This is a genomic window from Planomonospora sp. ID91781 (assembly GCF_015711595.1).
GTDB lineage: Bacteria > Actinomycetota > Actinomycetes > Streptosporangiales > Streptosporangiaceae > Planomonospora > Planomonospora parontospora.
This window is the reverse complement of record NZ_JABTEY010000003.1, coordinates 108,384-122,657: the sequence shown is the minus strand read 5'-3', so window position 1 is coordinate 122,657 and position 14,274 is coordinate 108,384. Positions and strand designations below refer to the sequence as shown.

General features: G+C 73.9%; 10 protein-coding genes. 2 read left to right on the top strand and 8 right to left on the bottom strand.

Annotation, left to right across the window (positions count from 1 at the left end):
* Position 1 precedes the first annotated feature (1 nt).
* The 5 genes from HS048_RS30895 to HS048_RS30875 all read right to left on the bottom strand — a co-directional run bounded on the left by HS048_RS30895 (position 2) and on the right by HS048_RS30875 (position 7,166).
* A complete protein-coding gene (locus tag HS048_RS30895) occupies positions 2-835 on the bottom strand; it encodes a glycosyltransferase family 2 protein (RefSeq protein ID WP_068903387.1) in 834 nt (277 codons plus the stop codon).
* Between the two features lie 111 nt (positions 836-946).
* Positions 947-2,065: a GNAT family N-acetyltransferase gene (locus HS048_RS30890; protein WP_196469614.1), complete on the bottom strand. Its 1,119-nt coding sequence runs from the start codon at positions 2,063-2,065 to the stop codon at positions 947-949.
* A gap of 520 nt (positions 2,066-2,585) precedes the next feature.
* The gene (locus HS048_RS30885; RefSeq protein WP_196469613.1) at positions 2,586-4,202 is read right to left on the bottom strand and encodes a sigma factor-like helix-turn-helix DNA-binding protein; all 1,617 of its coding nucleotides are present in this window, start codon (positions 4,200-4,202) and stop codon (positions 2,586-2,588) included.
* Between the two features lie 192 nt (positions 4,203-4,394).
* Positions 4,395-6,170 (bottom strand): substrate-binding and VWA domain-containing protein, encoded by a 1,776-nt coding sequence (locus tag HS048_RS30880; protein ID WP_084009016.1) that lies wholly within the window; start codon positions 6,168-6,170, stop codon positions 4,395-4,397.
* A gap of 342 nt (positions 6,171-6,512) precedes the next feature.
* Complete coding sequence (locus HS048_RS30875) at positions 6,513-7,166, bottom strand: cation transporter (protein WP_068903394.1); 654 nt, start codon at positions 7,164-7,166, stop codon at positions 6,513-6,515.
* A 240-nt stretch (positions 7,167-7,406) separates the two neighbouring features.
* Here HS048_RS30875 and HS048_RS30870 point away from each other — a divergent pair, with 240 nt between their 5' ends.
* Positions 7,407-8,375 (top strand): RNA methyltransferase, encoded by a 969-nt coding sequence (locus HS048_RS30870; protein WP_196469612.1) that lies wholly within the window; start codon positions 7,407-7,409, stop codon positions 8,373-8,375.
* A 74-nt stretch (positions 8,376-8,449) separates the two neighbouring features.
* On the opposite strand, the gene HS048_RS30865 is transcribed toward HS048_RS30870, so the two are convergent.
* Both HS048_RS30865 and HS048_RS30860 read right to left on the bottom strand, forming a co-directional pair.
* The gene (locus HS048_RS30865; RefSeq protein ID WP_230882382.1) at positions 8,450-9,550 is read right to left on the bottom strand and encodes a D-alanyl-D-alanine carboxypeptidase family protein; all 1,101 of its coding nucleotides are present in this window, start codon (positions 9,548-9,550) and stop codon (positions 8,450-8,452) included.
* Positions 9,543-10,109 (bottom strand): DedA family protein, encoded by a 567-nt coding sequence (locus HS048_RS30860; RefSeq protein ID WP_068903396.1) that lies wholly within the window; start codon positions 10,107-10,109, stop codon positions 9,543-9,545. Before HS048_RS30860 ends, HS048_RS30865 begins: the two co-directional genes overlap by 8 nt.
* Before the next feature lie 158 nt (positions 10,110-10,267).
* Between HS048_RS30860 and HS048_RS30855 the strand changes: the two genes are divergently transcribed.
* Positions 10,268-10,786 (top strand): hypothetical protein, encoded by a 519-nt coding sequence (locus HS048_RS30855; RefSeq protein WP_068903398.1) that lies wholly within the window; start codon positions 10,268-10,270, stop codon positions 10,784-10,786.
* A 21-nt stretch (positions 10,787-10,807) separates the two neighbouring features.
* Here HS048_RS30855 and HS048_RS30850 read toward each other — a convergent pair whose 3' ends face one another.
* The gene (locus tag HS048_RS30850) at positions 10,808-14,203 is read right to left on the bottom strand and encodes a BTAD domain-containing putative transcriptional regulator (RefSeq protein WP_307832710.1); all 3,396 of its coding nucleotides are present in this window, start codon (positions 14,201-14,203) and stop codon (positions 10,808-10,810) included.
* Positions 14,204-14,274: the final 71 nt, after the last annotated feature.

The following is a 14,274-nucleotide window of genomic DNA, read 5'->3' as shown; positions in this document are numbered from 1 at the left end:
GTCAGGCGGCACCCTGGTCCGCGGCGGGGGTGGCGGTCCGCGGCTCGGGCACTCTGGCGGTGGAACCGCCGCGCCACTCCCTGATGATCGTCCTGAGCACCCGGAGGCCGTCGCGGACCGCACGGAGGTTGCTCTCCCCGTGGATGCGGCAGCGCTCGTGGCTGGGCACCTCGTGGATCTTCAGCCCGGCCTTGGCCGCCCTGATGTTCATCAGGGTCTCCACCTCGAAGCCCGCGCAGTCCACGTTGAGGACGCCGAGGTGGCGGGCCCAGAAGGCGTTGTAGCCGTAGCACAGGTCGCTGTACTGGGTCCCGTAGATCCTGTTCACCAGACCGGTCAGCGCCTTGTTGCCGAGCGTGCGGGTGAAGGTGAGGTCGTCGCTGCCGCCGCCGGAGGCGTAGCGCGAACCCTTGACGAAGTCGGCGCCGGCCACCAGTGCGCTCACGAACTGGATGATCTCCCGGCCGTCGGTGGACCCGTCGGCGTCGATCATCACGATGATGTCGCCGGTGCAGGCGGCGAAGCCCGCGGCCAGCGCGTCGCCCTTGCCCTTGCCGGTCTGGGTGACCACGCGGACGTTGGGCCGCAGCCTCTTGGCGACGGCGACGGTGTCGTCCACCGAGTTGCCGTCCACCAGGATGATCTCGTCGATCCACTGCGGCAGCGTGGCGAAGACGTGCGGGAGGTTCTCCGCCTCGTTCATCGCGGGCACGACGACGCTCACGGTGGGCGAGATGGCCATGTGGGGAGTGAGCGGGGTGAACCGCTCGAGGGGCGGGATGGAGCGGAGCGTGCCGCTCTGCTTGCCGTTGGCTCTGATCGTTTCGTGGTTCATGATGACGGATGGTCCTTCCGCGCGCTCGGTTCCCGGCACGAGACGAGGACGAGCGCGACTGAGAGCGAGAGAGGTGTCACATCGGGAATCGAATGGCCGTGAAGGGAATGGTTACCGTGTCCGCGTTGACTGGTGCGAGCGGAAACGCGGTCGGAGGCGTGATTTTGCCTGCCCGTAGGCCTTGAGCAGGCGGTCGGCTGCCTTGAAGAGACGCGGGTCGTCCACGACGGCGGTGCGCAGCCGGCTGAGGGGGACCCTGCCCGCCCACTGCACGGCGGTGGTGGGGGACGGGCGCGCGACGCGGGCCTCGGCGACCATCAGGACGCCGGTCTTCAGCCAGTCCTTGTACTCGCGGTCGCCCTTGCCCATGTCGATCTGGTGCAGGCCGGCGCGCGCGGCGTGCTCGGCCAGGTGCAGGTGGTGCATGATGCCGGGCGAGTAGGGGGCGTAGGCGGTGTCGTAGGCGGGGAACCAGCCGACGAGGGTCTGCGCGGTGCGCAGGCCGAAGTGACCGGCGACCGGGGTGTCCCCGGCGTAGACCATGGTGAGGACGCCGGCGAAGTCGTCGGACCGGGCGGCGTGCATCTCCTCGACGAGCCGGATGATCCAGGGCTGGGCGAAGCGGTCGACCCGGCCGGTCCGCTGGTACTGGTCGGACTTCCAGCGCAGGAGCGTGTGCAGCGCGCCGAGGTCCGCGGACTCCCAGTCGAACCTGACCTCGCCGTGCTCGCGGCCGAGTTTGCGTTCCTTGTACCGCACGGTCTTGTAGTTCTTCGGCGAGGCGGCGCGGATCTGCTCGACGTAGGCGTCGAACCCGGAGCCGAGGTCCATGACGGGGGCCGGGCGCACGTCCGTCTCGTACGGGGAGAACGTGGGCTGGCCCGCGACCAGGTAGTCGAAGTCGATGACCGAGAGCCTGCAGGCCCGGAGCAGCTCGCGCGCGTCCATCTTGAACTCCGGCGTCGCGATCACTCCGTGGCAGGTGACGAGGAAGCCGCCCAGCGGCCTGCCGACGCCGAAGGCGTGCCGCTCGTAGGGGAAGAAGCCCGTGACCGTGCCGCCGTCCTCGATGACCGCGACCCTGACGCGGTCGCGCAGCCGGCCCATGGCCAGCGTGAAGTCCACGGACAGGAACGGATTGTCGAGAGCCGGAGAGGCCTTCTGGATCTCACGCCACCGGTTGATCTCCGGCTCGCCGAGCTCCCCCGGACAAACAACAGTGATCTTCACCCTGACCTCGCCCCCTGTTCGGCCCGCAGGCCTCCGTCGCCCCGATACAGCGTGCGCAGCACCCACAAGAACGCTCCCACAACCGCGATCGTCGCCACTCCGGCACGTGGCGACCATGCGTCAAAAGAGAGCATGGCTATGGCAAGGAGCGTGTTAACAGCGACACTTACCGCTATCCCAGTCGTTATCACCCTGAGAGGGTTACGATCACGCAACACTCCGATCAGAGCGACGGCGGGAGTTAACAGAAGAAACAGAAGAACCAGGGCAGAACGAAAGAAAACTTCGGTCCCGGTGAGTGCCAGGGCCGCTCCTGTCGCACATGCGAACACGAGCGCCCCTCGGAGCACCCTGCGGATGATCCGCATCTCCCGACTCCCGGACTGGTAGGGCGTGGCTGACCGCCACCCCATGTGACCAACCGTCCCTCAGGGCCGTCAATGGCGACGTTTGCCATAGGCCCATGGTTTACCCAATTGCTAAGGGATGTCGTGAAGTCGTTCAGCGTCCGGTCAGGAAATCAGGCAGCCTCCTGCTCCGGGCTCACGGAGGGCGTAGGGGTCGGCTCGGGAGCCTCGGTGGGATCGGGTGCGGGCTCGGAGTCCTCGGGGGCGGGACCGTCCCATGAGACGGCGCAGGCGGTGCCGCCCCCGGACGACCGGAACGCGACCCGCCCGGACCCGCTCTCCCCGGGATCGGCGGCGGTCACCCAGATCATCGCCGAGGCGCCGGCCCGGAGCCGCCCGCCGGCGGGGTGGACGACCAGCCCTCCCGAGGTGGTCGCCGACCACTCGACCGCGGCGCCCCGCGCCGTCAGCCGGATCCGCCCCGCCCCGGCGCCGATGCTCGACGGGCACGAGACGCTCAGCCGGGCGGACGGCCGGGGCGCGGGCGGACGGGTGGTGCGCGGCCGGTCCGCCGCCGGGCGGGGTACGGCGGGGCGGGAGGCGGCGGGGCGGCCGGTGCCGGGACCCGGTGCGGTGCTGCGGGCGCTCTCCGCCGGTTCGGGCCCGGACTCCTCCGCCGGGGGTTCCTCCAGGCCGGGTCCGGGCTCCTCCGGCTCCGGCGCGGCGTCCGGCTCCGGCTCCGGCTCCGGCTCCGGCGGGGAGACGATCATCGCCGGTTCCGGGTCGGGCGCGGACTCCGCCCGGCCCGCAGAACCCCGTACGAGGTCCTGTCCGGTGACCACGATCACGCCCGCCGTCGCGGCCAGCACGCACACGGCCGCCGCGATCACCGGGGCCGCCCGCCCGGTCCGCTTCCTGCGGCGCGCGGCCTTCGGTACGGCGCGCCGTTCCCCGGCGACCGGGAAGCCGGTCCGGTCGAAGCGGTCCCCGGCGGCGACGAGGGCGGCGCGGGTCCCGCTCTGCCCGGGGTCCACGCAGGTGGCGATCGTCCGGCGGCGCAGGGAGAGCGGCGGGAGGGCGGCGGGGAGCAGGTCCAGCAGCCGCCCGGCCGGGACGTGCCGGTCGCGCAGTCCGGCGCAGACCTCGCAGCGGGCGATGTGGGCCGACAGCCTCCTGCGCAGCGCCGGGGTGAGCGGCCCCTCCCACGAGTCGACCATCGCCGACAGGTCCGGGCAGTGCGCCCGGCCGATCCTGGCCAGCACGACCGCGGCGGCGGCGTTCTCCAGATGGTCGCGGGCCCGGCCGAGGCGGGTCGCGGCCTGCCGGGAGGTCAGGCCGAGCACCGCGCCGGCCTCGCCGGAACTCAGGCCGTGCCGGAGGGAGAGCTCCAGCACCTCCCGCTCCTGCCCGCCCAGCTCCGCCAGCGTCTCCCGGACCAGCGCGGCCAGCTCGCGCTCCCCGGGGTCGTCGGGCTCGTCGACGACCGGCGAGGGCCCCGTGCCCCGTCCGCCGCGGGAGTCGGCGGCGCACCGGACCCGGACGAGCGCGTACAGCCAGGGGCGCAGCCGTCCGGCGTCCCGCAGCCGGTCCGCGCACCCGTGCGCGACGACCAGGGCGTCGTGCACGGCGTCGGCCGCCGCGTCGACGTCGCCCAGCAGCGAGAAGGCGTAGTCGTCGAGCCGTTCGGCGTAGGCGTCGAACAGCCGCGCGGGCGCCTGGGCGTCGGCGCGCCGGAGCGCCTCCGCGAGTCGTTGATCGTCGGTCCGGCCGACGGTCGGCCATCCGGGCACGGACATTTCCTCCCCGACGCAGACGGGCTCGTTCACGGGACACGCCCGAGACCCCACGCGAGTGGGACGCCGCCTGTCCGGGAGGGGTTGTCCTGATATGCCGACCCGGCATGACCTGGGAGAACTGGGATGGCGGGGAAGAACGTGACGGCCGGTACCCGTGGGGCGCCGGCCGTCGGAAGAGCGGGAAGATCAGCAGTGGGGGGAGCAGAGGCGGCGCTTCATGCCCTCCAGGAAGACCTTCCGGATCTCCAGGATGTCCTTGACGATGTAGGCGTCGCCGTTGGTCGCCTTGGCGATGGCGTCCATCTGCCGCTTGCCCTTGGGGGCGTCGGGGCCGAAGGCGATGATGAGGATGCTGACCGGCTTCTCCGGGTCGAACTCGTCCTTCAGGAGCTTCAGGAGCTCCTGGTTGCTCATCCCGCCGTCGGGGTCGTCGTTCCCGGCGCCGTCCGTCATGATGAGGATCGTGTTGATCTTGTCGCTCTTGTAGCCGTCCTTCATCATCCGGTAGGCGGCGGCGAGGGTGTCGTTGAGCCCGGTGTCACCGGTGGCCCTGGCCTGGACCCCGGCGAGCTTCTGGTTGATCAGGTTCCGGCGCAGCACGCCGTCCACGGTCTCGGTCAGCGGGCCGACCGAGACCGTCTCGCGGTAGTCCACCCCCTTGCCGTCGAGATGGGTGGAGAACTCCCACAACCCCATCTCGCTGCTGTTGGGGAACGGCTTCATGCCCTCGATGGCGATCCTGCTGATCGCCTGCATCCGGGTGAGCCCGGTGCCCGGGATCGGCAGCGCCATCGTGCCGGAGACGTCCAGGAGGGTGACCAGCCTGGTGCCGAGGTTGATCCGCGACCACGACTGGGACATGCTCGCCACGGTCTTGGGGTCGGGGGTCGGCAGCGCCTGCGGAGCCTCGGCCTGGAAGCCGTCCGCGTCGGAGATGGCCTTGCCGCCCTTGCCGTCCGGGGTGCGGAAGCCCTGGTCCTGGAGGGTCTTCTGGGCGGCGGGGGTGCCGAGCTCCTTGACGAACGCCTCGGCCGCCTTGCGGACGCCGGCGTCCTGGGCGGTGACCACCGCCGGGTAGTCGAGGTTGAAGGTGCCCTCGGCCGGATAGAGGGGGACGGCCGGGACCTCGGGCTTCTTGGTGTTGTTGAAGGCCCAGACGCCCTGCTCGGAGGAGACGCCCAGCGGGACGCGGCGGCCCTTGACGCCCAGGCTGGCCAGGAGCGCGCCCTGGTCCTTGACGGTCGAGGTGGACAGCGTCTTCATCGCGCCGACCAGCTGCTCGTCGCCGACGCCCGAGGCCGTGGCCACCCCGGCGGCGGCCAGCAGCGCGCCGAGCCCGGCGGAGTTGAGCGCGGGGTCCAGCGCGAGCACGCGGACCTTGCGGCCGGGGCCGTCCACGTTGGCCGCGTTCGTGGCGTTGATCATTCCGGTCCAGCTGGCGTCGCCGAAGCTCTTCTTCAGGTTCGGTACCACCGACCCGGAGGCCACCATGACGACGGGGGACTGGGCGACGGACACGGCGGGCTCGGGGACGGACGGGTTCTTCGCCCGGACGCCGGTGACCCAGAGGCTGGAGTCGGGGATCCACAGGTCCATCGCGCCGACCTCGCCGCCGCTCCCGCCCAGCCCGGAGGCCACGGTGGCCGAGGCGGCCTTGGTCACCTTGACGGAGGCGCACCCGCCGCCGTCCTCCTGGCCCGCCTTGTTGAAGCGCTCCGCGATCTGGGAGACCGCGAGATGGATGTCGGGCGAGGCGGTGACCCGGAGACCGGTCGCGTCCTCCGCGCATCCCCCGTCACGGTTGACGATCACGAAGGCGGCGACCCCGAGCAGTACGGCGAAGGCCACCGATCCCGCGAGCGGGACCAGTACCTTCCCCCGCCCGCCCCGCCGCCGCCGGGACGCCTCGCGGGGGGAGGTGTAGCCGTCGTCGAGTTCATCCGTCCGGTGGCGTCCGCCCACGATGTCCTCTTCGGTGTCGATGTCCTGAAGCCAGCGGTCACCTTATCGGGAGGTAAACCGCAATATTCACGGAACTGTACTGGGAACACTTACTACGGCAAAACGCCCCTTTTGGTGTGGGTATTACTTCACGTGACGAAAAGGGGACTCATGGTGTGCGACGATCGCGCGGCGTCCGGCCGGGGGCACGGACCGTCGCGACCTGCCGCCGGCCCGGCGGCCACCGGTGAGGGCGGCGGTGCCGTCCGGGCGGCCACCGGTGGTGCCGTCCGGCGGCTTCAACGGTCGCGGAGGCGGCGGTGCTGCGGCCTCAACGGCCGCCGTGGCGGCGGTGCTGCGGCCTCAGTGGCAGCAGGAGTGCCCTCGCCAGGTCCGCAGTCCCTCTCGCACGGCCACCACGGCCAGGCACACGGCCATCAGCGGGTCCGCCCACCACCAGCCGGCGCCGTTCAGCACGAGTCCGGTCAGCACGCCCGCGGCGAGCAGCCCGCACATGAGGTTCTGGGTGCCCTCGCCCGCGGTGGCCGTCGAGTGCAGCCGCGCGCCGAGCCGTCGTTTCGCCGCGCCCAGCAGCGGCATGCTCACCAGGCTGACCGCCGTCACCGCGATCCCGAGCGCGCTGGGCTCCGCCCGGTGCCCCGCGTCCAGGTCGTGCGCCACGTGCACCACGAGGTAGGGGGCGAGCAGCCAGAAGCTGACCGCCACCGCCCTGCGCGCCCGGTCCTCGGCGTCCGCCGAGTGCATCCGGGACCCGGTGAACCGCCAGACCACGATGAGGCTGGCGAGCGCCTCCACCAGGGACCAGACCCCCCAGCCGATCAGCGCGACCGAGTGGGCCCGCAGGCCCGCGGCGATGCCGAGCGCGCTCTCGGCGCCCAGCCAGGCGAGGGTGACCAGCGAGAGCGTGCGCGCCCGGCGGGCGTCGCGGAGCCAGCCGCCGTCGTGCGCCGGCCGTACCGGACCTGTCGCGGTCCGCTCCGCCCCCTGCTCGGCCACGGGCTCCCCCGTCCTCTCCCGGTGACGGTCCCTCCGCCCGTCACGGAACGTTACCCTACGGTGACCGTCCATCTCCGGCTCCGGGGAAGCGGGTTCCGACCGCGAGACGCCGGAACGATCCGCTCGCCTCCGGCCGGACGCCCGCCGTCCACGCCCGGCCGCGTCGCCCGCTCGGACCTCCCGGGAGCCCGGCCGAGCCCTCCCGGGAGGCCTGACCGCGGGCCGTGGCAGGATTCGAAGGTGCACGACGCCCCGGATCCCCGCCTGACCGACTTCGTCCACCTGCGCGACGTCGAGCTCCGCAAGAGTCTCGAGGCCGAGCACGGCCTGTTCATCGCCGAGGGGGAGAAGGTCATCCGCAGGGCCGTGGCCGCCGGCTACCCGGTGCGCTCGGTGCTGCTGACCCGCCGCTGGGTCGACTCCCTCGCCGACGTCCTCGCCGGCCTCGGCGACCGGGTCCACGTGGTGGACGACGACGTGATGGAGGAGATCACGGGGTTTCCCGTGCACCGGGGCGCGCTCGCCTCGATGGAACGGCGGGTCCTGCCCTCCGTGGCGGAGATCCTCGCCGGGCCGCCCCGCGGAGGCGGCCGGACCGCGGAGGCGGATCCGGTGCGCGCGCAGGTCGCAGCGGAGCCGGGCCGCGCGCAAGCTGCGGCGGAGCCGGTCCGAGCGGAGGAGGCCGCGGCGGGGGAGGGCCGCGACGGCGGGGCCCGGACGACCGGGGAGCGGAGCGCTCCCGGCCGCGTCCTGGTCCTGGAGGACCTCGTGGACCACGGCAACGTCGGCGCCATCTTCCGGTGCGCCGCGGCCCTGGGCGTCGAGGCGGTGATCCTCTCGCCCCGCTGCGCCGACCCGCTCTACCGCAGGTCCGTGAAGGTCTCGATGGGCGCGGTCTTCGCGATCCCGTACGCGCGGATGGCCGACTGGTACGACGGCCTGGCGGAGTTGCGCGCGGCGGGCTTCCTGACGCTGGCGCTCACCCCCGACCAGGCCGCCGCGCCCCTGGACGGGGTGGAGATGCCGGAGCGGGTGGCGCTGCTGCTGGGGTCGGAGGGCGACGGGCTCTCCTCCCGGTGGCTGCACGAGGCCGACCTGCCGGTGTGCATCCCGATGAGCCCGGCCGCGATGGGCCTGGGCGTCGACTCCCTCAACGTGGTGGCCGCCGCCGCCATCGCCTGCCACGGCCTGATGCGCCGGGACCGGTGAACCGGGAGCCCCGGCCCGGTCTCCTCATCGGGCGGGGATCGGGGCGGCGTCCCCCTCGTTCCGCGAGGAGGGCGTCACAGGACGGTGGAGTCCAGGGCCGGCAGGTCCGGCAGACCTCCCGGCGGAGCGGGCGGCGCGGGCTCCCCGCCGCCCGGCGGCGGGCCGTTCGGCACCGGGGCCTCCTCGATCAGCCTCTCGGCCCAGTCCAGCAGCCGCCCGGCGGTCTGGAAACGCCGCTTGGAGCGGGTCTCGCCCAGCAGCACGCCGACCAGCCGGTGGCCGTCGCGGTCGGCGGCGAAGGCCAGGCAGTAGCCGGCGGCGCCGGTGTAGCCGGTCTTGACGCCCAGCACGCCGGGTGCGCCGAGCAGTTCGTTGGTGTTGGTCCAGACGTGCCGGCGGTGTGCGGCGGTCCTGCGCACGACGTACCTCTCGGTGGAGGCGATGGCGGACAGCACCGGGTGGCGGAGCGCGAGGTCGCTCAGCCTCACCTGGTCGGCCGCGGTGGAGTGGCCGCCGCGCGGCCGGGGCAGCCCGTCGGCGTTGGTGTAGACGGTGTCGGCCAGCCCCAGGGAGCGGGCCGTGGCGTTCATCTTGGCGACGAACCTCTTCTGGCCCGGGCCGTAGACGCGGGCCAGCGCGTGGGTGGCGTCCGCCCCGGAGGGGAGCATCGCGCCGTGCAGCAGGTCCTTGACGGTCAGCCGCTCCCCGGCGCGCAGCGAGGCGTCGGTGGCGTCGTTCCGCCGGGCGTACGCCACGTCCCCGGCCTTGACCGTCACGAGATCGGTCAGCCGGGCCTCGCGCAGCACGACGTACGCCGTCATGATCTTGGCCAGGCTGGCGACCGGCATCCTCCGGGTCGCCTCCTTGCCGAAGTGGGCCGTTCCGGTGGTCGTGTCGACCAGGTAGGCGGCGCGGGCGGAGACGGCGGGGGCCGCCGGGACGGCCGGTCCGGTGAGGCCGGGCGGTCCGGTCAGGACGACGGGTGCCGCCGGTCCGGTCAGGGACGCGGCTTCCGCCAGGATGATGCGTCCCACCGGGGCGGCCGGTCCGGCCAGGGCGGGCGGCCCGGTCGGCCCGGTCGGTCCGGGTGGGCCGGCCAGGGCGGGCGGGCCGGTCGGTCCGGTCAGTCCGAACACGGTGACGCAGGCGGTCAGGAGGATTCCCCCGTTAGGCATGCGAGTCATCGTGGCAGAGCGCCTCGGGGCTCCGCGGGAGCCGCGCCTCCTCGGCGCGCCGGGCGGCCCTGCGGCGGCGCCACCGGACGAGCAGGACGACCGCGGCGACCACCGCGGCGGCCACGGCGCCCGCCGCGAGGGGCGACTCCCCGGCCAGCCCCGCCCACCCCCAGATCACCGAGTACAGGCCGAAGGAGGTGACCGGCACCCAGGTCAGGCAGCCGAGCGCGCTGGCCACGACGTACCAGGGGTAGGAGACGCGCAGCACGCCCGCCACCCACGGCAGCGTGTGCCGCAGCACCGGGACCCAGAAGCAGCCGTAGACGGCGAGCGCGCCCCAGCGGCGCACCGCGTTCTCGGCCGCCCGCACGTGCTCGGGCCTGATCCTGCGCCCGACCCGGGAGGCGTACAGCCGCGGCCCGAGCGCGTGGCCGATCCAGTAGTAGGCCTGGAACGCGCCGAACAGGGCCGCCCCGCCCAGCACGACCCAGAGCCAGAGCGGCAGGCCGAAGACGGAGGCGGAGGTGGGATCGGGAAGGGCAGCCGAGAGGGGTCGCATCTGTGAACGTCACCGCCATGATCGTGGTGCCTGACCTTTTGAGGTCTTAGGTCAGGCTTACCTCACTTTAGACCTTGAAGGCCACTGCAAGCAGTCCGCAAGCAAGGATCAACTGCTCCGCCGTACACCTGGGGTGGAACGAAGGAGAGGTGCCTGTCATGAGCCCGCGGAGCAGCGTCGTACCGGTGGTCGCCAGCGGAACCGCGACCGTCCTGAGACTGCTGTCGGCCACGCTCGTCTTCGCCGCGCTCTACGCGGGGGCGGAGTCGCTGGACGGCTCGGCTCGGGCCGAGGCCGCCGGACCGGAGCGGGTGCGGACGGTGACCCTCTCGGCGCAGGCGGGGAGGTCCGCCGCGGAGCGGACGCCGGAGCCCGGCACGGTGGCCGTCGACGAGGTCCCCGGGGGCGGGCGCTGCGAGCGGACCTACCGGGTGCGGAGCCTGGTCGGCAACCCCGACCCCGGGGAGACCGTCTCGTACGGCTGGCGCCTGCAGCGCTGGAGCCCGGCGACCAGGACCTGGCGGACCTACCTCACCTCCGGCTCGGGCTTCACCGGCGCGAGCCGGACCGCCGAGTGGGAGCCCCGGATCGTCGGCAACCCCGGCCTGTACCGGGTGAAGCTCTCGGTCGACGGCGGCGCCACCCTGCGCAGCGAGAAGTTCATGGTCAGCTGCTGACCCGGCCGGGTCCGGTCCTTCTCAGCCGTTCAGGGAGCGCTGCGCCGCCTCGACCCAGCGGGGCACGCCGACCCGCTCGGCCACCTCCAGCGCCTTGGCGTAGTGGGACCGCGCCGCGTCGGTGAAACCCAGCCGGAGCGCGAGGTCGCCGAGCGTCAGCGCGACCGGCCAGAGCGCGACCACGCCGGTGCCCGCTCCCGCGATCCGCTCGGAGAACGGCTTCAGCGTGTCGTAGGCCTCGACCATCCGCTCCCGGTCGTCGAGCAGCATGCCCGCCAGCGCCCGCCAGATCAGTGCCAGCTCGTAGAGGAAGTCCGGCCGCACCGGCGTCTTCACCGCGATGACCGCGCGCGCGTCGCGCTCGTGCCCCGCCGAGGCCAGCGCCACCGCGTAGGCGTCCAGCGTCCACTTGGCGCCGCGCTGGTGCGCCTCGGCCAGCGGCTCCACCATCTCCGCGGCCTGGCCGTTGACCAGCCGCAGGCAGAAGGTGGTGATCAGCGGCAGGTCCTGGCGGCCCTCCAGCATCCCGGCCCGGGCGGTCAGCCGCGCGGCGTCGCGGTAGGCCCGTTCCGCGCCGGGGAAGTCACCGGCGATCATCAGGCGCTGACCGGCGTACCACGCGCCGACGGCGACAGGCGCGGGCAGGCCGTACCGCCGGGCCAGCCGCTCGGCCGCCGCGACGTGCGCGTCGGCCTCGGCGAACGCGCCCGAGGCGGCCGAGCACTCCATCAGCACCAGGTGGGCCAGGGCCTGCACCGCGACCTGCCCGCTGGCCTCGCCGACCTGGAGCAGCTCCCGCCCGATGACCTCCCGCTCGCCGACCGGCGCGATGCCGTACGACTGGCGCAGGCGCCCGCTCAGCGCGGTCGCCAGCAGCGCCGGGTCGCCGGTCCGGCGGGCCAGCTCCTCGGCCTCCAGCGAGGCCTGCTCACCCCGGGAGGTGGCCGAGCCCTCCAGCTCCAGCGCGACCGTGGCCAGCAGGCTCGCCCGCAGCGACTGCTCGGCGGCGGGCAACTCCACCAGCGCCCGTTCGGCGACGTCCACGATCTCCCACGCGGTCCGGGTGAAGTCGCGGGCCATGCCCTTGTGCGGTACGGCCAGCGACGCGGCGACCCGGGCGGTGAGCTCCAGGTCGCCCAGCGGGCGGGCCGCCTCCATCGCCTCGCGCCGGTGGCGGCGGGCCGCCGCCATGTCCCCGCACAGGGCCAGCGCCCTGATCAGCCGCAGCGTCAGCAGCAGCCGCTCGCGGGCGGTCTCCGGGGTCTGGGTCACGCCGGAGCGGTCGAAGGCGGCGACGGCCTGCTCCCAGAGGGTGGCCGCCTCCCGGTGGGCGAAGCGGCGCTCGGCCTGCTCGGCCGCGAGCCCGGCGTAGTGCACCGCCTTGACCGCGGTCTCGGTGGTCCCGGCCGCGTCGTAGTGGTGCGCCAGCGCGGCCACGTCCCCGGGGCTCCTGCGCTCGATCACCGCCGCCACCGCGGCGTGCAGCCGGGAACGGCGCAGCCGCGAGGCGTCGGAGTAGAGCGTGTCGCGCATCAGGTCGTGGTCGAAGCGGAGCCGGCCGGGACCCGGCTCGGTGACCAGGCCCGCCAGCAGCGCGGCCTCCACGGCCTCGACCACCGCGTCCTCGTCGCCGGCCACGTCCACCAGCACGTCCACGTCGACGTCGCGGCCGATCACCGCGGCCTGCAGCAGGATCTGCTGGGCGGCGGCGGGCAGCCGGGAGATGCGCCGCCGCAGCACGTCGCGGACGCCGGACGGCACCCCGGAGATCACCTCGGCGGCCGTGGCGCGGTCGCTGACCGCCTCGGCGTCGAGCAGGCGCACGGTCTCCCGGACGAAGAAGGGGTTGCCGCGGGTCCGCTCCACGATGCTCTCGACGGCCTCCTCGTCCACCTCGCGCACGCAGGTCGCCCGGACCAGCTCCGCCACCGCCTTGGGGTCCAGCCCGGACAGGGCCACCCGGACCGGGCCGAGGCGGGCCAGCGCGGCCAGCACCTCGGCCTGCCGGTCGGTCAGCTCGCTGTCACGGCAGGTGACCACCAGCAGCACCCGGCTCCCGGCCAGCAGGCTCGGCAGCGCGCGCAGCAGCGCCAGCGTCTGGTCGTCGGCCCAGTGCAGGTCCTCCAGCGTGAGCAGGATCGGGGTGTCGCGCGCGATCGCGGCGATGTAGCCGCCCACCGCCCGGTGCAGCCGGAAGCCGCCGGACGCCTGGTCGTCGTCGGGATCGGGGGCCGCGTCGTCCAGCAGCGGGGCGAGCAGCGGGGCGTACTCGCCGGGACCTGCCATGCCCACCAGGGTGCGCAGGATCTCCACCCAGGCCCAGCCGGGCGGGGTGGCGCTGCTGTCCGGGCAGGCGCCGGAGGCGGTGCCCCAGCCGTCGGCCGACAGCCGCATGGTGAGCTGGCGGACCAGCGTGCTCTTGCCCGCGCCCGCGTCCCCGCTGATCACCGCGACGGTGAAGCGGCCGGTCCTGGCCGCGGCCGCGGTCAGCCGCTCCAGCTCGGCGTCGCGGCCCACGAACGGCTCGGGCTCCAGCGGCGGCGGCTCGACCGGGGCCAGCGCGGCGGGCCGGGGCGGCCAGGTGTCGGCCGGGACCACCGGGCGCTGCCTGCCCTGCGGGACGGGCAGCTCCAGGCCGGGGTCCTGGGACAGGATGTCGGACTCCAGCTTGCGCAGCGCCGGGCCGGGGTCGATGCCCAGCTCGTCGGCGAGGATCGTGCGGGCCCTGCGCAGCGCGGACAGCGCGTCGCCCTGCCGCCCGCACCGGTACAGGCCCAGGGCGAGCAGCCGCCAGCCCTCCTCGCGCAGGGGGTGCTCGGTGGTCAGCGCCTCCAGGTCGGGCACCGCCTCCGACGGCATGCCCAGGCGCAGGCCGCTGTCGGCGTGCCGCTCGCGGGCGACCAGCCGCAGCTCGGTCAGGCGGTTCACCTCGGCCTCGGCCCACGGCTGGTCGGCGAACTCGGAGTAGGGGGTGCCGCGCCACATGCCCAGGGCCTTCTCCAGCCGGACCCGGGCGGAGGCGGGATCGTCGCCCTCCAGCTGCTCCCCGGCGGCGCGGACCAGCGACTCGAAGCGGAGCGCGTCCACCTGGTCGGGGGCCACCCGCAGCGCGTAGCCGGAGGCCACGGTCACCAGCAGCCGGTTGGGGCCGCCGCGCGGCCGGCCGGGCTCCAGGACCCGGCGCAGGCGGGAGATGTAGACCTGCAGGCCCGACTGCGCGCCCTTGGCGGCGTCGTCGTCCCACAGGTCGTACAGCAGGGTGTCGACCGGGACGACCTGGCCCCGGGCGACGAGGAGCCGGGCGAGCACGGCACGCTGCCGCAGCCCGCCGAGGTCGAGCCCGTCGTCACCCCCGTTGTCACCGGGGTACGCCTCGACCGGACCGAGAACCCGGAACGCCACCATGTCAGCAGTCACGCTATGCGTGCCTTCGAATCGCGCACAAGGTTTTTCCCCATCTGGCAGGTGCTGGCACCCCGGGGTGCCGG

What these genes read in the sequence shown, in the direction of transcription:
- HS048_RS30895 (WP_068903387.1), bottom strand. Translation starts at nt 835, where the DNA reads ATGAACCACGAAACGATCAGAGCCAACGGCAAGCAGAGCGGCACGCTC.
- HS048_RS30865 (WP_230882382.1), bottom strand. Translation starts at nt 9,550, where the DNA reads ATGCCTAACGGGGGAATCCTCCTGACCGCCTGCGTCACCGTGTTCGGA.
- HS048_RS30860 (WP_068903396.1), bottom strand. Translation starts at nt 10,109, where the DNA reads ATGCGACCCCTCTCGGCTGCCCTTCCCGATCCCACCTCCGCCTCCGTC.
- HS048_RS30855 (WP_068903398.1), top strand. Translation starts at nt 10,268, where the DNA reads ATGAGCCCGCGGAGCAGCGTCGTACCGGTGGTCGCCAGCGGAACCGCG.